Source organism: Nocardioides sp. Root240, from assembly GCF_001428825.1.
Lineage (GTDB): Bacteria > Actinomycetota > Actinomycetes > Propionibacteriales > Nocardioidaceae > Nocardioides.
This window is the reverse complement of sequence record NZ_LMIT01000004.1, coordinates 32,503-55,600: the sequence shown is the minus strand read 5'-3', so window position 1 is coordinate 55,600 and position 23,098 is coordinate 32,503. Positions and strand designations below refer to the sequence as shown.

At 74.3% G+C, this 23,098-nt stretch carries 21 protein-coding genes; 17 read left to right on the top strand and 4 right to left on the bottom strand.

What is annotated here, in order from left to right:
- Positions 1–10 precede the first annotated feature (10 nt).
- Both ASE20_RS07875 and ASE20_RS07870 read right to left on the bottom strand, forming a co-directional pair.
- Positions 11–2,383 (bottom strand): CARDB domain-containing protein, encoded by a 2,373-nt coding sequence (locus ASE20_RS07875; protein ID WP_056894021.1) that lies wholly within the window; start codon positions 2,381–2,383, stop codon positions 11–13.
- Between the two features lie 73 nt (positions 2,384–2,456).
- Positions 2,457–3,266: an HAD family hydrolase gene (locus tag ASE20_RS07870; RefSeq protein ID WP_056894020.1), complete on the bottom strand. Its 810-nt coding sequence runs from the start codon at positions 3,264–3,266 to the stop codon at positions 2,457–2,459.
- A gap of 130 nt (positions 3,267–3,396) precedes the next feature.
- Between ASE20_RS07870 and ssd the strand changes: the two genes are divergently transcribed.
- The 12 genes from ssd to ASE20_RS07810 all read left to right on the top strand — a co-directional run bounded on the left by ssd (position 3,397) and on the right by ASE20_RS07810 (position 13,411).
- A complete protein-coding gene (gene ssd, locus ASE20_RS07865; RefSeq protein WP_056894019.1) occupies positions 3,397–4,506 on the top strand; it encodes a septum site-determining protein Ssd in 1,110 nt (369 codons plus the stop codon).
- Positions 4,503–5,672 (top strand): TadA family conjugal transfer-associated ATPase, encoded by a 1,170-nt coding sequence (locus ASE20_RS07860; protein WP_056894018.1) that lies wholly within the window; start codon positions 4,503–4,505, stop codon positions 5,670–5,672. Before ssd ends, ASE20_RS07860 begins: the two co-directional genes overlap by 4 nt.
- Positions 5,669–6,448 (top strand): type II secretion system F family protein, encoded by a 780-nt coding sequence (locus ASE20_RS07855; RefSeq protein WP_056894017.1) that lies wholly within the window; start codon positions 5,669–5,671, stop codon positions 6,446–6,448. Before ASE20_RS07860 ends, ASE20_RS07855 begins: the two co-directional genes overlap by 4 nt.
- Positions 6,448–7,170 (top strand): type II secretion system F family protein, encoded by a 723-nt coding sequence (locus tag ASE20_RS07850; protein ID WP_056894016.1) that lies wholly within the window; start codon positions 6,448–6,450, stop codon positions 7,168–7,170. Before ASE20_RS07855 ends, ASE20_RS07850 begins: the two co-directional genes overlap by 1 nt.
- Before the next feature lie 156 nt (positions 7,171–7,326).
- Positions 7,327–7,518 carry a DUF4244 domain-containing protein gene (locus tag ASE20_RS07845; protein ID WP_056894015.1) on the top strand — a complete coding sequence of 64 codons (192 nt, stop codon included), beginning with the start codon at positions 7,327–7,329 and terminating at the stop codon, positions 7,516–7,518.
- Positions 7,515–7,898: a TadE family type IV pilus minor pilin gene (locus ASE20_RS07840; RefSeq protein WP_056894014.1), complete on the top strand. Its 384-nt coding sequence runs from the start codon at positions 7,515–7,517 to the stop codon at positions 7,896–7,898. The genes ASE20_RS07845 and ASE20_RS07840 overlap by 4 nt, the downstream gene beginning before the upstream one ends.
- Positions 7,895–8,245 carry an Rv3654c family TadE-like protein gene (locus ASE20_RS07835; RefSeq protein ID WP_056894013.1) on the top strand — a complete coding sequence of 117 codons (351 nt, stop codon included), beginning with the start codon at positions 7,895–7,897 and terminating at the stop codon, positions 8,243–8,245. Before ASE20_RS07840 ends, ASE20_RS07835 begins: the two co-directional genes overlap by 4 nt.
- A gap of 39 nt (positions 8,246–8,284) precedes the next feature.
- Positions 8,285–8,521 (top strand): hypothetical protein, encoded by a 237-nt coding sequence (locus tag ASE20_RS07830; RefSeq protein WP_056894012.1) that lies wholly within the window; start codon positions 8,285–8,287, stop codon positions 8,519–8,521.
- 98 nt (positions 8,522–8,619) lie between these two features.
- Positions 8,620–8,769 carry a hypothetical protein gene (locus tag ASE20_RS25250; protein ID WP_200952744.1) on the top strand — a complete coding sequence of 50 codons (150 nt, stop codon included), beginning with the start codon at positions 8,620–8,622 and terminating at the stop codon, positions 8,767–8,769.
- Between the two features lie 112 nt (positions 8,770–8,881).
- The gene (locus tag ASE20_RS07820; RefSeq protein WP_056894011.1) at positions 8,882–9,169 is read left to right on the top strand and encodes a DUF4242 domain-containing protein; all 288 of its coding nucleotides are present in this window, start codon (positions 8,882–8,884) and stop codon (positions 9,167–9,169) included.
- Positions 9,166–10,755, top strand: a complete 1,590-nt coding sequence (locus ASE20_RS07815) for a hypothetical protein (RefSeq protein WP_082612249.1) — start codon at positions 9,166–9,168, stop codon at positions 10,753–10,755. Before ASE20_RS07820 ends, ASE20_RS07815 begins: the two co-directional genes overlap by 4 nt.
- 82 nt (positions 10,756–10,837) lie before the next feature.
- Complete coding sequence (locus tag ASE20_RS07810; protein WP_082612248.1) at positions 10,838–13,411, top strand: helix-turn-helix transcriptional regulator; 2,574 nt, start codon at positions 10,838–10,840, stop codon at positions 13,409–13,411.
- A gap of 16 nt (positions 13,412–13,427) precedes the next feature.
- Here the strand turns inward: ASE20_RS07810 and ASE20_RS07805 are convergent, their stop codons facing one another.
- Together ASE20_RS07805 and ASE20_RS07800 are read right to left on the bottom strand one after the other, a co-directional pair.
- Entirely contained in the window at positions 13,428–13,739 is a 312-nt protein-coding gene (locus ASE20_RS07805; RefSeq protein ID WP_056894009.1) for a hypothetical protein, read from the bottom strand.
- A 9-nt stretch (positions 13,740–13,748) separates the two neighbouring features.
- Positions 13,749–16,115, bottom strand: a complete 2,367-nt coding sequence (locus ASE20_RS07800) for a DEAD/DEAH box helicase (RefSeq protein WP_056894008.1) — start codon at positions 16,113–16,115, stop codon at positions 13,749–13,751.
- A 152-nt stretch (positions 16,116–16,267) separates the two neighbouring features.
- Here ASE20_RS07800 and ASE20_RS07795 point away from each other — a divergent pair, with 152 nt between their 5' ends.
- The 5 genes from ASE20_RS07795 (at position 16,268) to ASE20_RS07775 (ending at position 22,833) form a co-directional block, all read left to right on the top strand.
- On the top strand, positions 16,268–16,603 hold the full coding sequence (locus ASE20_RS07795) for an STAS domain-containing protein (RefSeq protein WP_056894007.1): 336 nt from the start codon (positions 16,268–16,270) through the stop codon (positions 16,601–16,603).
- 366 nt (positions 16,604–16,969) lie between these two features.
- A complete protein-coding gene (locus tag ASE20_RS07790) occupies positions 16,970–19,306 on the top strand; it encodes a sodium-translocating pyrophosphatase (protein WP_056894006.1) in 2,337 nt (778 codons plus the stop codon).
- Between the two features lie 18 nt (positions 19,307–19,324).
- On the top strand, positions 19,325–20,119 hold the full coding sequence (locus tag ASE20_RS07785) for a M14 family zinc carboxypeptidase (RefSeq protein ID WP_056894005.1): 795 nt from the start codon (positions 19,325–19,327) through the stop codon (positions 20,117–20,119).
- Between the two features lie 146 nt (positions 20,120–20,265).
- Positions 20,266–21,768, top strand: coding sequence for a methyltransferase (locus ASE20_RS07780; protein ID WP_056894004.1), 1,503 nt, complete (start codon positions 20,266–20,268; stop codon positions 21,766–21,768).
- A 30-nt stretch (positions 21,769–21,798) separates the two neighbouring features.
- Positions 21,799–22,833, top strand: coding sequence for a DUF2510 domain-containing protein (locus ASE20_RS07775; protein WP_082612247.1), 1,035 nt, complete (start codon positions 21,799–21,801; stop codon positions 22,831–22,833).
- The last annotated feature ends 265 nt before the right edge of the window (positions 22,834–23,098 follow it).

The following is a 23,098-nucleotide window of genomic DNA, read 5'->3' as shown; positions in this document are numbered from 1 at the left end:
CGAGCAGCCCTCAGGGAGTGCTCCGGAAGACCGGCAGGAACGAGATGTCGATCTCGCTCTTCGCCACGGTGTACTCCGCGATTCCCTCGGTCAACCGGGCACTCGGTCCGACCCGCCAACCGACGTCCTTGATGCCGCCGTGCCCGTCACTGGTCAGGTAGATGCCCGACTTGAAACCGAGGTCGAGCGCATTGCCGAGCTTGACCTGTCCCTTCGAGCCGGCGAACACGGTGAACTGGCCGGCGCGGATGTCCCACGTCAGGTCGACGAAGCCCGCCACCCACGGGAACGCCTCGGCGCTGAACGACTGGGTGATCTTGTCGCACCCGACCTTGAGCTTCGAGACGCCCAGCTCCAGGGTGAACGTGGTGGTGCGGAGCAGCTCGGGGCAGGCTCCGTCGGACTCGGGCGTGGGGACGCCGGGCGTCGGCGGGGCGGGGATCGTCTCCACTTTCTCGACGCAGGCCTGCTGCCAGGTGGTCTCGGCGTTGGTGAAGGACAGCGCGGCCTCCACGAGTCGGGAGTAGGCGATCCGCTCCAGCTCGGTCACCTGCAGCAGCACCAGGTCGTGGGCCGCGTCGTCGGCGAGGTTGCTGGCGTACGACGAGACGATCCGGGACGAGTCCGCGACGTACTGCCCGGCCACGGTCTGCGCCTCGCTGAGCAGCCCGCGCCACTGGGTGTGGATGCGACCCAGCTCGGGACGGCACCGGTCGTTGAGCTCCTGCCAGTAGCAGGACTCGCTGTCCGGCGCGCCCTGGCAGGCCGCGGCGGCCTGGTCGGAGAACACGACGATGCTGGCGTCCTGCTCGTGCCCGGGGCCGCCGAAGAAGTCGTCGCGCAGGTCGGCCATCAGCCGGATCTTCGTGTCGAGCCGGCTCTCCAGGTCGTGCAGCGCCGGGGTGTCGAGCGCGATCGAGCTCTGCGCGATCAGCCCGTCGCGCCGATCCAGCTCCGCCGGCTCGAGGAGTCCGGCCGTGCCGTCCAGCCGCTCCTGCAGGGCAGCGCCCCGGTCGAGGGCGGCCTGGATCTCGCCCTGGAAGCCGGCGTCGATGGCCTGGTACGTCGGGGCCAGGTCCACCCCCTGCGACGGGGTCTCCGGCACCACCACCCCGCGCAGCGCTGTCTCTCGCGCGCGGGACAGGTCGAGGTCCGGGGCCGGCCGGTCGGGGGCGGGTGTCGTCGGGTCCTCGGTCGCGGCCTTCGGCTGCTGGGTGCGCTGGCGCGAGCGCCGGGCGTAGCGCCCGGCGAGCGCGTCATGACCGCTGCACGCCTCGATGGCGGCCAGTCCCGCATCGGCCTCGCTGAGCCGGGGCTCGGCCACGCGGGCGGCCTGGAGGTGGGTCCGGGCGGCGGGGAGGCGCCCCGTGAGCACCAGCGCCTCGCCGCGGACCACGAGGGCGTCGTACTGCGGGTTGATGCCCATCGCTCCCCGTCGGAGGTCGAGCGGTGCCGCGCCGTCGAGGAGGGCGAGCGCCTCGTTGGGCCGCCCCATCCCGACCGCGACGGCGGCGGCGTTGACGAGGTGGTTGCCGATGCGCGGCTCGAGGTCGTGGGCGCGGAGCAGCCCGGCGAGGGCGAGGCCGGGGGAGTCCTGGAGCGCGCCGGTGGCCGCGAGGCGCTGCGCCTGGGCCGCGTCGTCCGCGAGGCCGGAGGCGGCCAGCCGGGTGAGCACGTCGGCGCCGCCGGCGGCCCGGAGCATCGCCTTCAGGCGGCTGATCGCCGTCGCCGGAGTCATCCGTACCGCCGGGAAGGTGTGCTGGCACATCGCCTTCAGCCAGGTCACCGACAGGGCGTCCGGGAGCCACGGGCTCGTGTCGGCGTAGGACGGGAGGGCCATCATCCCCGTGCCGGGCGCCGCCGTCACGCGCAGCGAGGTGGTGGCGGCGGTGCAGTTGTCGGTCTCGTTGCCCTCCCGTGCGACGCCCCGGTCGTCGGCGCAGGCGAGCACGCGGTAGCTGCCGGGCGCGGTGCCGACGGGGATGCCGACGGTCGTGGCCAGCACGCTGCTCTGGCGCCTGCTCGCAAGGGACGGCACGGCGCGCGCTCCCAAGAGGAGCACGTCGGCCGGCGCCGACCGGGGGTTGCTGGTCGACGACGCCCGGGCGGTCCGGCTGCTGGTGGTGTTGCGGCTCAGGTAGAAGCGGGTCGTGGTCGAACGCAGCGTCGCCGTGCCGCTGTCGAGCACGCGGTGCCTGATCGTGAGGGCACCACCCTCGGTGACGCTGGAGCTGCTCGCGCTCACGCCCCGCGTGACCGCGTTGGGAAGGCGGACGGCAGCCGCGGCAGCCGCGGCAGGCGGGGCCGGCAGGAGCACGGGGCAGGTGGCAGCGATCGCACTGGCTGCGGCGAGAGCGGTCAGCAGGGAGGAGCGGGAAGACATGCCCGCACTCTCCGGGGCCCGATGTCCCGGCGTCCCGGGTCAGCTGTCCCTCCCTGACGGGACAACGCGGAGTTCAGACCTCGAGAGCGCGGCGGCGCGAACCGATCCAGACCGCGGCGCCGACGGCCACCACACCGCCCACGGCGAGCGCCGCGAGCGTCGGCTTGGGCGGCGGCAGGTGCAGCCGCGACTGCAGCTCGACGGGCCGGTTGAAGACCAGCACCGGCCAGCCCCGGGCGGCTGCGATCTTGCGCAGCTCCTTGTCGGGGTTGACCGCGTGCGGATGGCCCACCGCCTCGAGCATCGGTACGTCGGTCACCGAGTCCGAGTAGCCGTAGCTGTTGGCCAGGTCGTAGCCCTCGGTCTCCGCGAGGGCGCGGATCGCGTTCGCCTTCTCCTCGGCGTAGGCGTAGTAGTCGATCTCGCCGTTGTAGCGCCCGTTCTCGACCTTGAGCCGGGTGGCGACCACCCTGTCCGCCCCGAGCAGCTGGCCGATCGGCTCGACGACCTCGCTGCCCGACGTCGAGACGATCACGACGTCGCGGCCGGCGGCGTGGTGCTCGTCGATCAGGCGGACCGCCTCGTCGTAGACCAGGGGGTCGACGACGTTGTGGAGGGTGTCGGCGACGATCTCGCGGACCGTGGCGACGTCCCAGCCCTGGACGAGCTGCGACATGAACATCCGCATCTTCTCGACCTGGTCGTGGTCGGCGCCGCCGATCATGAAGACGAACTGCGCGTACGCCGAGCGGAGCACCGCGCGCCGGGAGATCAGGCCGCCGGCCTGGAAGGGCTTGCTGAACGCGAGCACGCTCGACTTGGCGATGATCGTCTTGTCGAGGTCGAAGAACGCCGCGGTCAGCGACGTACCCGGTCGGGCCATGTCCTCATCGTAGGTGTCAGGTGTGACGAGAGTGGCCACTTGGTCTCCACAGGTGCCGCGGGTCCCGGGGTTCTCCACCGGGGGCGAGCGCCGCCGCGTGGCTGTGTCGGGGGCGGGAGACAAGGTGCCCATGACCCGACACACAACGCCCGCGCGCCGATCCGTCCCCCGACCCGTCGACGCTCCCGTCCTGGTGGTGACCGCTGATGACTCCCTGCTGGCCGAGCTGCTGCCGCTCGCCGCCGCGGCCGACGTCGCCCCCACTGTCGCCCGCGACCCGCTGACCGCCCTGCGCTCGTGGAACCGGGCGCCGGTCGTCCTCGTCGGCGCCGACCTGGCCGACGAGATGCTCCGCCACGCCCCTGAGCCGCGACCACGCTGCCTGGTGGTGAGCGCCGTGCACGCACCCGACGAGCTGTTCCGCACCACCCTGCGCCTGGGTGCCGAGCAGGTCGTCGAGCTCCCGATCTCGGCCGGATGGCTCGTGGAGCAGCTCGCCGACCTCACCGAGCGCCAACCCGGCCGTGCCCGCGTGATCGGCGTGATCGGCGGCAGCGGGGGAGCCGGCGCCACGACGTTCGCCTGCGCCCTCGGGCAGTGGGCGGCGCGGTCCGGGCCCGCCGTCGTGATCGACTGCGACCCGCAGGGCCCGGGGCTCGACCGGATGCTCGGCGTCGAGCGCCGCGACGGCTTCCGCTGGGACGCGCTGTGCCAGACCACCGGTCGGCTCTCGGCGCGCGCCCTGCGGGAGGCGCTGCCGCGCAGCGGATCGCTCGGCGTCCTGTCGTGGTACGTCGACGGGCGGGTCCAGTCCCTCCAGGCGTTCGCCGCCCGCGAGGCACTGTCGGCCGCCCGCCGCGGCCACGCGGTCGTCGTCGTCGACCTGCCCCGCTCGCCCGACCCGCTGGTCGACGAGATCGCCGCCCGGTGCGACCTGCTGCTCGTCATGACGGTCGCGAGCGTGGTCGGGGTCGCGGGGGCGGCGCGGATGCGCGCGCGGTTCGCGGAGCACGCCGATGCGGCCGTGGTGCTGCGCGGCGAGGCCTTCACCCCGGAGGAGGTCCGCCGTGCGGTCGGTCTGCCCGTGGTCGTCCAGATGCGCGACCAGCGCGGGCTCTCCGAAGCCGTCGACCTCGGACTGGGACCGCTGCGGACGATGCGGGGCCCGTTGGCGAGGGCCGCCGCCCGGATCCTGGGCGACGTCGTGGTGCCGCACGGCGACGAGCAGGCGGCGGCATGAGCCCCGACGACCTCGCGGTGCTGGTCGACGAGGTCCGGCGCCGGCTCTCGTCCTCGCCGGGTGCGCTGACGCCCCACCGGGTGGCCGACGCGCTCCGGGCCGCCGGCCGCCCGGTGGGGGACACGACGGTGCTCGCCGTCTACGAGGGCCTGCGCCGGGAGGTCGTCGGCGCGGGCCCGCTCGACCCGCTGCTGTCGCTGCCGGGCGTCACCGACGTGCTGGTCAACGGGCCCGGCCCGGTCCGCATCGACCGGGGCGCCGGCCTCGAGGACACATCGGTCCGGCTCGGGTCCGAGGAGGAGTGCCGCCGGCTCGCCCAGCGCCTGGTCGCCAGCGGAGGACGCCGCATCGACGACGCGGCCCCATGGGCGGACGTGCGGCTGCCCGACGGCACCCGCTGCCACGCCGTGCTGGCGCCGATCGCCCAGCCCGGCACGGCGATCTCGCTGCGCATCCCGCGCCGCGACGGCTTCTCGCTCGCCGAGCTGCACGCCGCCGGGGCGCTGACCGACGAGGCCCACGAGCTGCTCGGCCAGGTCGTCGCCGCCCGGCTCGCCTTCCTCGTGTCGGGCGGGACCGGCAGCGGCAAGACCACCCTGCTGGCCGCCCTGCTCGGCGAGGTCGATCCCCACGAGCGGATCGTGGTCGTCGAGGACGCCGCCGAGCTCCGGCCCGACCACCCCCTCGTCGTCGGGCTGGAGGCGCGGCCGCCCAACCTCGAGGGAGCCGGGGCCGTGGTGCTCCGCGACCTGGTCCGGCAGGCGCTGCGGATGCGTCCGGACCGGCTGGTGGTCGGGGAGGTCCGCGACGCGGCCGTGGTGGACCTGATGGCGGCCATGAACACCGGTCACGAGGGCGGGTGCGGCACCCTGCACGCGAACTCCGCCTCCGACGTACCTGCCCGGGTGGAGGCGCTCGCGCTCACCGCCGGCCTGGGCCGCGCCGCCGCCCACAGCCAGCTCGCCTCCGCGGTCGACCTGGTCCTGCACCTCGAGCGCGACCGTGACTCCGGACGCCGCCGGCTCGGCGAGATCGCCGTCCTGGTGCGCGACCCGGTCGGTTGGGTGACGACCGAGGTCGCGGTCGCCTTCACTTCTGACGGGGACCTCGTGACCGGTCCCGGCTCACGGCGGTTGCTCGACCTGCTCGACGGGCGGCGGTCGTGACGGGTTCCGTGCTCGTGGCCGTCGCGGGTACGGCGCTCGCCGCGGCGCTCCTGCTGCCCGGCCCCGCTCCCTCGCCGCGTGCCCGGACAGCCGGCGGGTCCCGTCCGGCGCTTCTGGTGCTGGCGGTGGTCGGGGCGGTGGTGGTGGCCGGTCAGCCGCGCGTCGCGCTCCTGGGGTGCGTCGCGGTGGGGGCGGGCATCGGCGCGCTCCGGCTGGTCCGCCGGCGCGCGGACGGCCGACGGGCCGACGCCCACCGCGCCCGCGCGGTCGAGCTCTGCGACGCCCTCCGGGCCGAGCTCGCCGCCGGCCAAACCGCCGAGCAGGCCCTCGACCGGGCCGCCGAGGAGTGGCCGTTCGTCGCGCCGGCCGCTCGCGCGGCGGCGTCGGGCGGCGACGTACCCGTCGCCCTCCGCGAGCTCGCCACGGAGCCCGGTGCGGCCTCGCTGCGCATCGTCGCCGCCGCGTGGCAGGTCGCCCACCGCACCGGTCACGGCCTGGCCGACGCCCTCGGCCGGGTCGCCGACGACCTGCGCGCGGCCGAGCAGACCCGGCGCATCGTGACCGGCGAGCTCGCCTCGGCCCGCGCGACCGCCCGGCTGCTCGCCGTCCTGCCGGTGCTCGCCCTCGCGATGGGATCGGGGGCCGGCGGGTCGCCCTGGTCCTTCCTGCTCGGTACGCCGGCCGGCCTCGCCTGCCTCGTCGCGGGCCTCGCCCTCGGGTACGCCGGACTGGCCTGGGTCGAGGCGCTCGCCCGCGACGTGGACCGGGTCGACTGATGGCGCTGCTGGTCGCCCTCGCAGCGGCCGGGGCTGTCGTCCTGCTGCTGGGCCCGCCTCCTCCGGCCGCCGCCCCGTCGCCGCCTCCGCCCGTCGCGGCGCCCTCCCCGGACGCCGACGGTGTGCTCCGTCGTGGCCGCTGGTTGTGGGCGGTGCTGGCCGGCGGTGGCGCGGCGGCCTTCCTCGGCGGTGCGCTCGCCCTGCCGGCGGGGGTGGCCGTCGGCGTCGTGGTCGGTGTCGTCGCCGGGCGCCTCGAGCCTGCTGCGGTGCGTCGGCGGCGCGACGAGGTGCGCCGCGACCTCCCGCACGTCGTCACCCTGCTCGCCGCTGCCCTCCGCTCCGGCGTCGCGCCCGTCGAGGCGATCGACCTGGTCTGCCGCGCCCTGCCCGGATCCGCCGCGGACCGTCTGGGCCCGATCGCCGCCCGGCTGCGGCTCGGCGGGGACCCGTCCACGATCTGGGGCGCCCTGGCCTCCGATCCCGAGCTCGCACCGCTCGGGCGCACGCTCGCCCGCGCGCACCGCACCGGTGCCCCGGTCGTCGGCGCCGTCGAACGCCTCGGCGAGGAGCTGGCGCGCCGTGGACGGGCGGAGGTCGAGGACCGTGCTCGCGCGATCGGCGTCCGCGCCGCCGTCCCGCTCGGCGTCTGCCTGCTCCCGTCCTTCCTCGTGCTCGGCATCGTCCCGCTCGCCGTCGCGCTGGCGTCGACGATCACCGGCTGACCCACCGGCCCCCGAACCCGCCACTCCCCGCGCCCCGCCCTGTGGACGACCGCTCTCCGTCCACAGCCCGTCCCCTCGCCCCGCCGGTTCGTCGGCTCCTGGGCGCAACCTCGTCCCCACGGCCGCACCCGCGGCCCCGACCCGAACGGAGATCCCATGTCCCGCCCGCTCCCCTCCCGCCTCCGCCCCGGCTCCGAACGCGGCGTCACGACGGCCGAGTACGCCGTCGCCACTGCCGCGGGCGCCGGCTTCGCCGGGCTGCTGTTCAAGCTGCTCAGTGGCGACTTCGGCGACCACCTGATCAAGACCCTGTTCGACCACGTCCTCGGGCTCCTGGGCCTGCGATGACCTCGCGTCGACGGCGTCGTCCGGGCCAGCGCGGCGCGGTGACGGCCGAGCTGGCGGTGGCCCTACCGCTCCTGCTCGCCGTCACCGCCGGCCTGGTCTGGCTGGTGGCGGTCGCGATCGCGCAGGTCCGCACCGTCGACGCCGCGCGCGAGACCGCCCGCGCCCTCGCCCGCGGCGACGACCCGGCCGCCGCCCTCGCCGTGGGGGAGCGCGTCGCGCCCGACGGCGTCGCGCTCTCGGTCAGCCGGTCCGAGGGCCGGGTCGTCGTCCGCGCGAGCGGCCGCATGTCCGGCCCTGGAGGCCTGTTCTCCGCGATCCCGGGCGCGCCGCTCGACGCCGAGGCCGTCGCCCTCGTCGAGTCGACCGGAGGTGTCCCGTGAGCGGCAGGCCGTCCCGAGGCGCCGCCACCGTCCTCGTGGTCGCCCTCGCCGGCCTGCTCCTCCTCGTGGGCGCCGCGGCCGCGGTGGTCGGCGCGATCGTCGTGGCCCACCGCACTGCCCAGGCCGCTGCCGACCTGTCCGCCCTGGCCGGCGCCGCGACCCTCGCCGAGCACTCCGGGCGGGACCCCTGCGCCACCGCGGCCGAGGTCGCCGCCGCCAATGGCGGCGCCGTGACCTCCTGCAGGGTCGAGGGGCAGGACGTGCTCGTCGAGGTCACCGTGCCCGGCCCTCGCTGGCTGGGCCAGGACCACGACCTCCACGCCGCCGCCCGTGCCGGGCAGGCGTAAAGGTGCTCTTGACATGCAGATCGTAAAGGTTACATTTACATGGAGATCCATGCGTCCGCGCGAAGGCACGACATCGCGGACGACGACATCCGACATGCGTGGGACCACGCCCTGCGGCTGGTCGAGTTCGAGTACGACGGTGAGGACCGGTTGCTCGTGATCGGGCCTGACCGCCACGGGAACCTGCTCGAGCTGGTCTGCGTGCCCGTGGATGAGCCGCTGCGGATCATTCATGCGGACCGACTTCGAGCGAAGCTCCACGACTACCTCAGGTGATGACCATGCGAGCCCAACCCCCGAGAACGGGCATCGAGCTGGACGCTCTCGATCCGGCGACCAGTCCTGGCCGGGATGCCCGGTACTTCCGTCGGATCGTGGCTGCTCGCCGCGGTATCGAGGACGCCGAGGCCGAGCTCCGCGCGGCTGTGCGGGCGGCGAGGGCCGCGGGCGACTCGTGGGCCGTGATCGGCGCCGCACTCGAGACGACCCGACAGGCGGCCTACCAGCGATTCGGGCAGGACTGACCGCGCCCCGCACGGAACATGGGGAACCGCTCCCGATGTCGGGGAGGTGCCTCTCCCGCGAGCGTTGGGTCACCGGCAGCACCCCGCTGCCGGCCCGACCAAGGAGGGCACCATGCCTCGTTTCATCATCGAGCGCGAGATCGCCGGCGCGAAGGACCTGACCGACGAGCAGCTCGCGGACATCGCGCAGACGTCCAACGGCGTCGTCGACTCGCTCGGCGTCCCGTACACCTGGGTGACCAGCTACGTCGCGGGCGACAAGATCTACTGCGTCCACGACGCCGACGACGCCGAGACGATCCTCGAGCACGCGCGGCGGGGCGGCTTCCCGGCCAACAAGGTCACCGTCGTCGCCCACGAGATCGGCCCGCACACCGCGAGCGCCGGAGCACGCGGATGAGGTTGCGGTCCACCGCACGGATGGTCCTGGTCGCGGCGCTGGCAGTGGGGGCCGGCGCCGCGGTCCCGGACGGTGTCGCCGGGGCGGCGGGGAGCAGCACCGATCTCGGGTTCGGCACCACCGGTCGCGTCGTCGTCCCGGCCGGCGCTCGCGCGGTGGTGACGGACCTGGCGGTCCAGGCGGACGGCAAGGTCGTCGGCGTCGGCTATGTCGCGAACGGCAGCATCAACCTCGCCGGACGCTCGCTCAACGAGTCCGACGGTCTCGTCTTCCGCCTCCGGACCGACGGTTCGATCGACACGACCTTCGGCATCCGCCGGCTCGACCTCGGCGGCAGGGAGGAGGCCACGGCCGTGGAGATCCAGCCCGACGGCCGGATCCTGGTGGCGGGCTCCACCAACAGCGGCCCTGACGCCGATGCCGTGGTGTGGCGCCTGCTGTGGTCGGGCGCGCCGGACTCGACCTTCGGCGTCGACGGTGCGCGCACGCTCGACAGCGGTGCGGCCGAGGCGGCGACCGACCTGGCTCTCGCCCGCGACGGGAAGGTCGTCGTGGTCGGGGGAACCTCCGTCGATGGAGGAGAGATGGTGGTCTACCGGCTGACAGCGCACGGGCTGCCCGACTCCTCCTTCAACGGCGACGGTGCCTTCGGGCTGGGCGGCGCGGGCAACGACTACGCCTTCGCGGTGGCGGTCCAGGCCGACGCCAAGGTGGTGGTCACCGGACGCGACGCCGACGCATCGGGTCCCTCGCTGTTCCGTCTCACCGAGGAGGGTCTCCCGGATCCCACCTACGGGATCGGGGGCCAGGCGTCGCTGCCCACGAGCTCCGACGTGGTCTCCGACGTGGTGCCCGCGCCGCGGGGCGGCCTGTACGTCGCGACCCAGGTGAACGACGGGTCGGGCTGGGACGCGGTCGTCCTGCGCATGGAGGCGGGCGGCACGATCGACACCTCCTGGGGCGACGGCATCCGGGGCGCCCGCGTGGCCGAGACCGGCGGTGACGAGGTCATCCGCCGACTGGCCGTGCTCCCCGACGGCAGCGTGGTCGGCGCGGGCGACACCACTGCCGATGCGAACGGCCTGGTGGCCCAGTTCACGGCACAGGGCGGGCCGGACCGGTCCTTCTCGGCCAGCGGGGCGCGCACGTTCTCCGCGGGACTCGAGTTCATCCCGGCCCTCGCCGTGCAGCGCGACGGCAAGATCCTGGTCGGCGGCGACGACGGTGCGGCCGAGTTCCGGCCACTGGTCGTCCGGCTGCGCGGCATCAGCCTGCCGAACCCGACCTGCGCCGGGAAGCACGCCACGATCGTCGGTACGACGGCCGCCGACCGCCTCGTCGGCACCCCTCGCGCCGACGTGATCGTCACCGGTCCCGGCAACGACGTGGTCCGCGGAGCCGGCGGCAACGACGTCGTCTGCGGCGGTGCCGGACGTGACCTGCTCGAGGGCCAGGGTGGCGACGACCGGCTCTACGGCCAGGACGGCGCCGACGCCCTCCGCGGTGGCTACGGCGCCGACCTGCTGGTCGGTGGGCTGGGCGCGGACTCGCTCGCGGGCGGCCCGGGCCGCGACGTCCTGCGGTGACCCGGGGGCAGCGGTGATCCGGCCGGGTAAAGGGGGTGCCGAGTGGTCCACGCTCGGCGCCCCCGGCTCCTATGCTCACGACGTGCGACTGCTCGAGCGCCAGGAGGAGCTGACCGCCGTGCTGGCGGCGCTGGCGGATGCCGCGACCGGCCAGGGCGCGGGGGTCGCGCTCACGGGCGAGAGCGGGGCCGGCAAGTCGACGCTGCTCGAGGCCGCCCTCGGTGAGCCGTCCACGCTCCGGGTGCTCCGCGGCCACTGCGACCCCTTGCGGACCCCGCGCCCGTTGGGCCCGTTCCGTGACCTGTGGACCGCCGGCGACCTGGCGGCACCACCGGCAGGCGCGGACCTGATCCTGCCGGAGCTGTGCGAGCAGGTGTTCCGCGCGCTGGCCGAGGAGCCGACGGTGCTCGCGGTCGAGGACCTGCACTGGGCCGACGGTGCGACCGTCGAGGTGCTGCGCTACCTCGCCCGCCGCGTCGAGGCGCTGCCGCTCGCGCTGCTGGTGACCTACCGCGACGTCGAGGTCGGGCCGCGGCACGCTGCTCGGCCACTGCTCGGCGAGTTCGCCCGCAGCGAGGGCCTGACCACCCTCGCCCTGGCGCCGCTGAGCCGGGAGGGTGTCGCAACGCTCGTCAGCGACACCGGCCTCGACCCCGACCGGGTGCACGCGCTGACCGGCGGCAACCCGTTCTTCGTCGCCGAGGTCGCCAAGGACCCGGGGCGGCCGCTGCCGGGCTCGGTCCGCGACGCGGTCCTGGCGCGCACCGCCGAGATCGACATGCACGACTTCGAGGTCCTCCAGCTGGTCGCGAGCGCGCCCGACCGGCTCGACGACCGGGTGCTGCCGGCGCTCGGCGTCGACCTGCCGACGCTGCGGCGGATCGACCAGACCGCGCTGCTCGTCCGTACACCGGGGGGCATCGTCTTCCGCCACGAGCTCGCCCGGCAGTCGATCGAGAGCACGATCCCGCCCGGCGGCGGGCCGCCCCTGCACGCCCGGCTCCTCGACGCCCTCGAGCGCCTCGAGCCGCGCGAGCCCGCGGTCCTCACCCACCACGCGATCGCGGCGCGCGACGCGGTGCGGGCGGCGCGGTATGCGCGAGAGGCGGCCACGGAGGCGATCCGCGCCGGCGCCCACTCCGACGCGGCGGCCTTCCTCGAGATCGCGCTCGACAACCTCAGCTCCGCACCGGCGGCCGAGCGGGCGGCGCTGCTGCTGGAGCTGTCCTTCCAGCAGTACATGACCAGCCGGCTGCCCGAGGCACTCGCCACGGTGCGGGCGACCTTCCCGCTCTGGCACGAGTCCGGCGACCGGGCGGGGCTGGCCGCGGCCCACCAGGCCGTGGCGATCTACGAGTACTACAGCGCCCGCCGGATCCCGGCCGAGTCGCACGTCGACCAGGCCGCCGAGATCGCGCGCGAGGCGGGCGACGTGCTGCTGTTCGGCGGCGCGCGGGCGACCCGTGCCTACCTCGCCTACTTCCGCGGCGACGTCGACCTCGCCAGCGACTACCTCGCCGAGGCCTCGACCGTCGCGGCGGAGGAGCAGGACGCCGCCCTCGAGCACCGCGCGCGGCTGTTCTCCGCCGCCTCGGCGCTGGCGATCCGTGGCGACGAGGCCCGGGCGGAGCTGGTGGCGAGCACCGAGGCCGCTCGGGCCGCCGGCTACGACGAGCTGGCCTCGACCGGGTACTCCAACACCGCCTACCTCGACGTCGAGCAGGCCAGGTACCGCGCGGCGGAGCGGGTGCTCGAGTCGTCGCTCCCGTTCGCGGCCGAGCGCGACATCCCCATCTGCGGCCACTGGCAGACCGGCGTCCGCTCGCGCCTCAACTTCCAGCAGGGCCACTGGAGCGCCGCCCTCGAGGACGCCGGCACCGTCCTCGACGCGCAGGGCATGCCGCTGGCCACGCTCTGGCCGCTGCTCGTGTCGGGACTGGTGCCGATGCGCCGCGGGGAGCGCTACGACCGCGCGTGGTTCGAGCGCGCGCTCGACCTCGCCGGCCTGCTGCACGAGCCGAACCGCTGGCTCGCGGTCTATGCCGCCCTCGCCGAGCAGGAGTGGACCACCGGGCAGCCCGACGCCCGTCTCGGCCTGCCCGTCGTCGCCGAGCTCCTCGCCGCCAGCGACGCCACCTCGTCATGGTCCGCGGGCGCCCTCGCCGTCTGGCTGACCCGGCTCGGTCGCCCGCCCGCGGAGGTCGTTGCCGTCGCCGAGCCCTACCGGCTCGCGCTCGACGGCCGCCCGCGCGACGCCGCCTCGTGGTGGCACCGGGCGGGGGACCCGTTCGCGGAGGCAATGGCGCTGGCCGACGTACCGGACGAGGAGGAGCGGCTGCGCGCGGTCAAGCAGCTGGACCGCCTCGGCGCGGTGGGTACGGCGGACCGTGTCCGCAGCGACCTGCGCCGCGACGGCGTCGCGGCGGTCCCGCAACGCCCCCGCACCAGCACCCGCGCCAACCCCGCCGGCCTCACCAACCGCCAGCTCGACGTCGCCCGGCTCGCTGCCCGTGGCCTGTCGAACGGCGAGATCGCCAGCCGGCTGTTCATCTCACCGAAGACCGTCGACCACCACGTGTCCGCGGTCCTGGCCAAGCTCGACCTGCCCGGGCGCCGGGCGATCGTGGTGCAGGCCGAGGAGCTCGGGCTCGGCTGACTCCAGGCTGAGGGCCCTACCGCTCGTCGCGTCCGCCCAGGTCGTCGCGGCGATCCGGATCGGCCGCCTCGAGCTTCTCCGAGAGCTCGGCCAGGCGCTTGTGCTCCTTGCGCCGCCTCCAACCCTGCTTGGCGCCGGACTTCATCATCCACAGGCCGAGCACGATCAGCAGCGTCGAGCCCGCGCCCCACAGGACGAGCGTGCCGGGCGCGACGTCCCAGTTGAGGATCTCGGTGGAGCGGTGCTTGTAGTCGACGCTCGCGCCGAAGAAGCTCATCACGAGCCCGACGATGCCGAGGACGAGGACGACGACTCCGAGCAGCAGCATGCCCCGAGGCTACGGCACGTCGACCGGCGCCTCGGCGAGCAACGCGTCGAGCAGCGCGATCGCGCCGTCCTTGTCGAGCGGGTCGTTGCCGTTGCCGCACTTCGGAGACTGGATGCACGAGGGGCAGCCGCTCACGCACTCGCACGCCGCGATGGTCGCCCGGGTCGCGCGGAGCCAGGCGGCCGCCGTACGGAAGCCGCGCTCGGCGAAGCCCGCACCACCGGGGTGCCCGTCGTGGACGAACACGGTCAGCACGCCCGTGTCGGGATGGCGGGCGGTCGACACCCCGCCGATGTCCCAGCGGTCGCAGGTCGCGAACAGCGGCAGCAGGCCGATCGAGCAGTGCTCGGCGGCGTGCGCGGCGCCGGGCAGGTCGGCGGCCTCGAGCCCGGCCCGCTCCAGCATCGGCGCCAGCACCGCGTCGGGAACCGTCCACCAGACCGCCGTGGTGGCGAGGGTCCGGGGCGGCAGGTCGAGGGGTGTCTCGTCGATGACCTCGCCGGTGCGCGCCCTCCGACGCAGGTACGACGTGACCTGGCTCGTCACCTCGACCTGTCCGAAGGACACCCGGCAGGGCCCCCACGTCGCGTGCTCGGCCTCCGCCACGATCGTGATCTCGGTGACGTCGCGGGCCGAGGTGGTGTGGTCGACGTCGGTGCGGTGCATCGTGGCGACGCCCTCCTCCAGGTCGAGGGAGTCGACCAGCCAGGTCTCGCCACGGTGGAGGTAGACGGCGCCGGTGTGGGCGGTGCCGTGGGCCCGGCCGCCGTCGACGGTGCCGACGACCCGGCCGGTGCCGGCCTCGACGAGGGAGACCTGCTGGCCGCCGGTGGAGCGGATGTCGGCGAGGTCGGCGGCGCGGGAGCGCTCGGTCCAGAACCATCCGGCCGGTCGGCGCCGCAGCAGCCCGCGTTCCACCAGCGAGGCCAGCACCTCCCGGGTGCGGGGGCCGAACAACTCGAAGTCCACGACGGTGATCGGCAGCTCCTGCGCGGCCGCACACAGGTGCGGCCCGAGGACGTAGGGGTTGTCGGTGTCGAAGACGGTGCCCTCGACCGGCCGGCCGAGCAGCGCCTCGGGGTGGTGGACGAGGTAGGTGTCGAGCGGGTCGTCGCGCGCGACGAACATCCCGAGCGCGCCGCCGCCGTCGCGCCCGGCCCGGCCGACCTGCTGCCAGAAGGCGGCCCGGGTGCCGGGGTAGCCGGTCACGAGGACCGCGTCGAGCCCACTCACGTCGATGCCCAGCTCGAGCGCGTTGGTCGCGGCCATGCCGAGCAGCCGCCCGCTGCGCAGCGCGTCCTCGAGGTCGCGTCGCTCCTCGGGGAGGTAGCCGCCGCGGTAGGAGTCGACGCGTCCCGCCAGCGACGGGTCGACCTCCGCGACCAGCTCGCCGGCGCGGCGGGCGACCGTCTCGACGCCGTTGCGCGAGCGGACGAAGGCCAGTGTGCGGACGTCCTCTATGACGAGGTCGGCCAGCAGGTCGGCGGTCTCGGCTGTCGCCGGGCGTCGGACGGGAGCACCGTTCTCCCCCTGGTACGACGTCAGCGGCGGCTCCCACATCGCGACCGCGAGCTCGCCGCGCGGCGAGCCGTCAGCGGTCACCGTGGTGACGTCGAGGCCCGTCATCCGGCGTGCGGTCACGTCGGGGTCGGCGACCGTGGCGGACGCCAGGATGAAGGTCGGCGAGGCGCCGTGGGACGCGCACACGCGGCGGAGCCGGCGCAGCACCTGCGCGACGTGGGCCCCGAAGACGCCGCGGTAGTGGTGGCACTCGTCAACCACGACGTAGCGCAGCGACCGGAAGAACGGGGTCCACCGCTCGTGGCCGGGCAGCAGTGAGCGGTGCAGCATGTCGGGGTTGGTGAGCACGTACTCCGCGTGGTCGCGGGTCCACTCCCGCTCCTCCGGCGTGCTGTCGCCGTCGTGGGTCGACGTGCGGACGTCGAGCCCCAGCGCCCGGATCGCCGCCCACTGGTCGTGGGCCAGCGCCTTCGTCGGCGCGAGGTAGAGCACCGACGCCCCGCGCTGCCCGCGCGGGCCGCGGGCCGCGCGGATGTCGGAGAGCGTGGGCAGGAGGTAGGCGAGCGACTTGCCGGACGCCGTACCGGTGGCGACGACGACGTGCTCGCCACGGTGCGCCGCCTCCGCGACCGCGACCTGGTGCGCCCAGGGGCGCCCCACCCCCCGAGCCGTGTACGACGCCAGCAGGGCCGGGTCCGTCCAGTCCGGCCACGCGGCGGTGACCGCGGCCCGGGCCGGCAACTGCTCGAGGTGGGTCAGCCGGTCGGCGCGTCCGGGGAGCGCCGTCAACCGGGCCAGGACCGCCGCCGGGTCGCGCCGCCCCACGGGGGGCAGGGTGCGGGGCTCGGCGGTCATGACCCGATTGTCGCAAGGGGGCCCGACACGGACGCCCGGCACCGGAACTGACGACGGCTGGTGAGCCCTTGGTGCCGTCTTCGTGCGCCGCTCGCACAGGCATGGTTTGATTGACTCCACTGCAGACATAGGTAGACATCCCGGGGTGAGTCGTGAATCTGACACTGTCGACGCGCGAGGTCGGTGGGCGCACCGTCGTTGCCGTGGGTGGAGAGATCGACGTCTACACCGCCCCGAAGCTGCGGGACACGATCACCGAGCTCGTCGCCGCCGGCACCTACCAGCTCGTCATCGACATGCAGGCCGTGGAGTTCCTCGACTCGACCGGCCTCGGTGTCCTCGTCGGCGGCCTGAAGAAGGTCCGCGCCCACGACGGCTCGCTCGAGCTGATCTGCAACGCCGACCGGCTCCTCAAGATCTTTAAGATCACCGGTCTCGCCAAGGTGTTCGTCATCCACGACAGCCCCGAGGCCGCGCTCGCTGTGTGATTTGGCGCTCGCTTCGCTCGCGCATGTCGGGCGCCCCTTCGGCGCGTGGTCTTCCCTCGCTGCGCTCGCTCGTTCCTCGCTCGCTCCGCTCAGTCCAGACCACGCGGGGGCGCCCGACGAGGTGCGTGGGCATCCGGTGCGCGCCTGCGTCCTCCGCTGGTTGAGGTGCGAGGCGCCCCGGCGCCGAGCCTCGAAACCTCTGGCCGTGGTGCTGGGCCCGTTCCCATGCGGTGCAGCGAGCCCATGGACACTGTGAGTCGCGTCACAAGTTCCGTGTGTTCTGCATCACAGCGTGCGTAGACTCCGGGCACGAACTCAGACCTGGGTCCCTTGACCCGCACCTGACTCCCCCAGGAGGCACCTCGCATGCCCCGTCCGTTGCTCGCCGACGTCGAAGTCTCCGGGGGCGACCTCGCCCTCGTGGGGCTTGTCGCCGTCATCGCCCTCGTCTCGCTCGCCATGGCCACGATGTTCCGGGCGGAGGTCCTTCGCGCCGGCGAGGGCACCCCCAACATGCAGCGCATCGCCCTGGCCGTCCAGGAGGGCGCCAACGCCTACCTCACCCGCCAGTTCCGGACCCTGACGGTCTTCGCGGCCATCGCGTTCGTCGTCCTCCTCGCCCTCCCGGCGGACGTGGGCGACGGCGCGAGCGGGCTCCAGTCGGAGTGGTCGGTCCGGATCTTCCGGTCGATCTTCTTCCTCGTGGGAGCCGGCTTCTCCGGAGCCATCGGCTTCCTGGGCATGTCGCTCGCGGTGCGCGCCAACCTGCGCGTGGCCGCGGCGGCCAACGAGCAGGGGCGCGACCCGGCGATGAACATCGGTTTCCGAACCGGCGCGGTGGTCGGCATGGGGACGGTCGGCCTGGGCCTGCTCGGCGCCAGCGTCGTGGTGATGGTCTTCCAGGACGCCTCCCCGAAGGTGCTCGAGGGGTTCGGCTTCGGTGCCGCGCTCCTCGCGATGTTCATGCGGGTCGGCGGTGGCATCTTCACCAAGGCCGCCGACGTCGGTGCGGACCTGGTCGGCAAGGTCGAGCAGAACATCCCCGAGGACGACCCGCGCAACGCCGCCACGATCGCCGACAACGTGGGCGACAACGTCGGCGACTGCGCGGGCATGGCCGCGGACCTCTTCGAGTCGTACGCCGTCACGCTCGTCGCCGCGCTGATCCTCGGCTCGCAGGCGTTCGGCGACAAGGGCCTGGTGTTCCCGCTGATCGTGCCGGCGATCGGGGCGCTGTCGGCGATCGCCGGGGTCTACCTCACCAAGCCGCGTGCCGGCGAGAGCGGCCTGACGACGATCAACCGCTCGTTCTACATCTCCGCCGCCGTGGGTGCGGTCGCCAGCGCGATCGCCGCCTTCGTCTACCTGCCGAGCGAGTGGAGCGACCTGACCGGGGCGACCGGCGAGACCGCCGAGCTCGGCCCGGCGGCCTTCGCGGCCGGCGCGGTCGTGATCGGCATCGTGCTGGCCGCGGCGATCCTCGCCCTGACCGGCTACTTCACCGGCACCGAGCACCGTCCGGTCAAGGACGTCGGCAAGACCTCGCTCACCGGTGCTGCGACCGTCATCCTGTCCGGCCTCTCGGTCGGCTTCGAGTCCGCGGTCTACACCGCGATCGTGATCGGTGCCGCCGTCTTCGGAGCGGCCCTGCTGGCGGGCAGCTCCACCGGTCTCGCCCTGTTCGCGGTGGCCCTCGCCGGCTGCGGCCTGCTCACGACCGTCGGGGTGATCGTCGCGATGGACACCTTCGGTCCGGTCTCCGACAACGCCCAGGGCATCGCGGAGATGTCGGGCGACGTCAGCGAGGAGGGGGCGCGGATCCTCACCGAGCTCGACGCGGTCGGCAACACGACCAAGGCGATCACCAAGGGCATCGCGATCGCCACGGCGGTGCTCGCCGCGAGCGCCCTGTTCGCGTCGTACACGCAGTCCGCGGGTGAGTCGCTCGCCGACATCACCGGCCTGTCGGGCTCCGACGCGGACGCCTTCGCGAGCGCCTTCCTGGTGTTCGACGCCAAGCTGATCGTCGGGGCGCTGCTCGGCGCCAGCGTGGTGTTCCTGTTCTCCGGTCTGGCGATCAACGCCGTCGGCCGGGCCGCGGGCGCCGTGGTGATGGAGGTACGCCGCCAGTTCCGCGACATCCCCGGGATCATGGAGGGCACCGCCCGACCGGAGTACGGCCGCGTCGTCGACATCGTCACCCGCGACTCGCTCCGCGAGCTGTCCACGCCGGGCATCCTCGCGATCCTCAGCCCGATCGCGGTCGGCTTCGGCCTCGGGGTCGGCCCGCTGGCCGGCTTCCTGGTCGGCGCGATCGCGACCGGCACCCTGATGGCGGTCTTCCTCGCCAACGCCGGTGGGGCCTGGGACAACGCCAAGAAGCTCGTCGAGGACGGCCACCACGGCGGCAAGGGCTCGGACGCCCACGCCGCCACGGTCATCGGCGACACCGTCGGCGACCCCTTCAAGGACACCGCCGGACCGGCGATCAACCCGCTGCTCAAGGTGATGAACCTGGTCTCACTGCTGATCGTGGGGGCGGTCGTCAGCCTGTCCTACGGCGACAGCGAGAACGACCTGGTGCGGATCCTGATCGCCCTCGCGGCGGCCTCGGGCATCTTCGCCGCGGTGTACATCTCCAAGCAGCGCTCGTCCTCGATCGGCGACGACGCCCCGGCGCCGTCCCCCGCGGAGTCCGCCTAGTGACGTGCCACTAGCGCCGTGCGGGACCGGCTCGGCAAGACCCTCGCCGCGCTGGCGGTGGCCCTCGTGGTCACCGCCAGCGCGGCGCTCGTCGTTCCGGCCCCCGCCCCCGCGCGGACGGCGACGACGAGCCGGTCCGCGGAGCCGACGTACGTCCAGCAGGTCCGCACGATCGGCCGTTCGGTGCGCGGCCGCGAGATCCGCGCGTGGTACCGCGGCGACCCCGCCGCCACGCGGGTGCTGGTGGTCCTCGGGCAGATGCACGGCGACGAGCCCGCGGGCCGCGAGACCGCGCTGTGGCTGATCCGCAACCTCCGCCCCGCCGCAGGCACCGGGATCTGGGTGCTGCCGACCATGAACCCCGACGGCCGCGTCCGGCACACCCGCAAGAACGCGCACGGCGTCGACCTCAACCGCAACTGGCCCACGAGCGGCTGGACCCGCACCAGCCGCGGCGACCGCTACTACGGCGGCCGTCGCCCGGCCAGCGAGCCGGAGACCCGCGCGATGATGCGCTTCCTGGCCGAGGTCCGGCCCCACTACATCGCCTCGATCCACCAGCCGCTGCGCGGGATCGGCCGCAGCAGCACCGGCCGCGACTGGCAGGCCCGGCTCGCCCGCAACCTCGGCCTGCCGCTCAAGTCGTTCGGCGTCGGCAACCCGTCCGGAACGGTCTCCCCGACGCTGACCGGCTGGTTCAACCAGCGCTACGCGGGCACCGCCACCACGATCGAGTACGGACCGCACCCCACGACCCGCTTCCGCACCGTCCGCGCCGGGCGTGGCATCGCCCGCGCGGCGGGCGTCTTCTGAGGTCGCGGGAGTTTCACCGGCCGGCCGGTGAATCTGTCGCACTTGGACGACGAAACTCACGCTGGGACGACGAAGTTTCGTCGTCCAAGCATGAGTTTCACCGGCCGGCCGGTGAAACTCCCACCGCGTTGCCTACCGTTGACCCCGTGCTGCCCGTCGCCCTCGCCGCCCCGCTCCGCGAAGCCCTCCTCGCCGCCGACTTCACCTACGACGCCGTCAGCGAGCTGCTCGGCCCGGAGGCGCACCAGGCGCTGTCCCGCAACGAGACGACGCCGGGCGTTCGTCGCACGACCGACGGCAGCCCGCTGGCGACGCTGGCCCGCCTGTTCCTGCTCCAGACCGCGGTCCCGGCCGCCGAGGCCGAGCGGGCCCTGCCCGGCCTGGTCGACCGCCTCGTCAACGCCGGCGCGCTCGTCCAGAGCATCGGCGAGGTGGCGGCGCGGCTCGACGTACGGCCCTACGCCACCGAGGACGGCGACCTGTGGGTCGTCAGCGACCTGACGCCGGGGCTCAACGGCCTGCCGACGAGCGTCACCGGCGACTACGTGCTCGGCATCAGCCCGGCATCGTCGAGCCTCGCGCAGCTGACCCTGCGCCACGACGTCGGTACGGCGCTCGACCTCGGCACCGGCTGCGGGGTGCAGGCGTTGCACCTGGCGACCCACAGCGACCGGGTCGTCGCGACCGACGTCAACCAGCGCGCGCTCGCGCTGGCCCGCTTCAACGCCGCGCTCAATGACGTCGGCGGCTTGGTCGACGTGCGCGACGGCTCCTTCTTCGCGCCGGTCGCCGGGGAGCGCTTCGACCTGATCGCGACCAACCCGCCGTTCGTGATCTCGCCGGCGACCGGTGAGCGGCTCGTCTACCGCGACTCGGGCCTGCCCGGCGACCAGGTGGTCGAGCACATCGTCCGCACCGCGCCCGACCACCTCAACGACGGCGGCTGGTGCCAGGTGCTCGCGAACTGGGTCATCGACCGCGACCAGCCGTGGGACGAGCGCCTCGCCGGCTGGCTCCCCGACGACTGCGACGCGCTCGTCGTGCAGCGCGAGGTGCTCGACCCGGCGTCGTACGTCGAGCTGTGGCTCAAGGACGCCGGCCACCACCCGTCGACCGGTGGCGATCCCGCGGGCTACGCGCACCGCTACGACACCTGGCTGTCGTGGCTCGAGGAGCAGCGGATCGGGGGCATCGGCTTCGGCTGGATCAACCTCCGTCGCCGCGCGGACGCCACCCCGGGCGGCCTCGCGCGCGACCTCCTCGAGTGGCCGTACGACGTCGAGCAGCCCATCGCGCCGGCGATCGCGGCCTGGGCGGAGGCCGGCGAGGCGGCCCGCACCGTCGGCCCGGACAGCCACCTCGTGCTGCGCGAGGACGTGCTGCAGGAGACCACCGGGCCGGTCGGCGCCGAGGACCCGTCGACCATCGTGATCCGCCAGCAGCGCGGCTTCCGGCGCGCCCGCCAGGTCGACACGGTGACCGCCGCCGTGGTCGGTGCGAGCGACGGCGACCTGCCGCTCGGACCGCTCGTCGACGCCGTCGGTCAGCTGCTCGAGCGGGACCCCGCGAGCCTGCGCGAGGTCTACCTGCCCGAGCTGGCCGAGCTCGTCGCCGAGGGATTCCTGACGGTCGCGCCGACGGCCGACTAGACCAGTGCCCGGGTCGGGCACACTGTCCCCGTGACGAACGCAGGCTGGTACCCCGACCCCGCGGGGGCGCCGGACACCTACCGCTACTGGGACGGCCACTCGTGGAGCCAGATGACCACGAGCGCGGCGCCTGCCCAGCCCACCTCGCCGCCGCCTGCTCCGGCTCCCGCTCCGGCCCCCGTACCGACGGTCGCGCCGCCGACCGGCCCGCCGCCGCCCCCGCCCTACGCTCCCCAGCAGCAGTGGTCCCCGATGCCGCCGGCCGGCGCGGGTGCCCCCGGAGGTGGTGGACGCGGCAAGGTCGTCGGCATCGCGGTCGCCGCGGTCCTGGTGCTCGCGCTGATCGGCGCGGGCGGCTTCTTCGGGATCCGCGCCCTCACCGGTGACGACGACTCCGCCTCGGACGCCACCGACTCCTCCGCGTCGAGCGACGCCACCGACTCCAGCGACGAGCCCTCCGATCCCTCCGAGGCCGGGGAGCCGGGCGACGGCGGCACCAGCGCGATGCGGCCGACCGCGATCCAGTGCGGCGGCGGCAGCCCGGCGCCGCTGGCCCCGCCCGACGCGAGCGCCCGGGAGATCACCGGCGGCGGACTCACGATGCCGGTCCTCTCCGACTACGCCGTGTCGCCCGAGTCCGCCGCGGTGCACGTCTTCGCCGACGGCGTCCAGGTGCAGTACACCGAGGTGATCGCCAGGAAGTGGATCTCCGAGTACGCCCTCGGCGGGGTCCCGATCGCCAACGGGTTCACCAGCCCCGAGCACGCCGCCGACGTGCTCATGCAGTGCATCGCGGCGGACCCGAACTTCTACAAGGGCTTCTCGGGCCGCAAGGACCTCACGAGCGAGGACGTCACGGTCGACGGGCACCCGGGCTACCGGATCACCGCCGAGCTGCGGGTCTCCGACCCCGCCGTGACCATGGGCGGCGACGACGTCACGGTGATCGTCGTGGACACCGGGAGCGCCGACACCTACGGGTTGTTCCTGGGCGTCGTACCCATCGGGGACGGCGCCCGCGGCGACCAGCTCGAGGCGGCGATCGAGTCCCTCGACGTCCGCTGACACTGCGACAGTCCCGGACCAAAAAGCACCGTCCGACGACGTGTCGCGGTGCTTTTGGCCCGGGACTGTCGCGCGCTGCCGTGGACGCCACCCACAGCGGTACTGGACAGCACGCGCTACCTCTCGGCAGCGCGTGCCGCCCAGCGCCTGCTGCGCGACGCCCAGAGCGGCCGTCCGCGGCGTTGTCGTCGGTCGTCGGGACTCCGTCCCGCCTCCCTCCTCCGCCTTGCGGACCGACCACTCTGGACGCCGCTCGCGACGACGC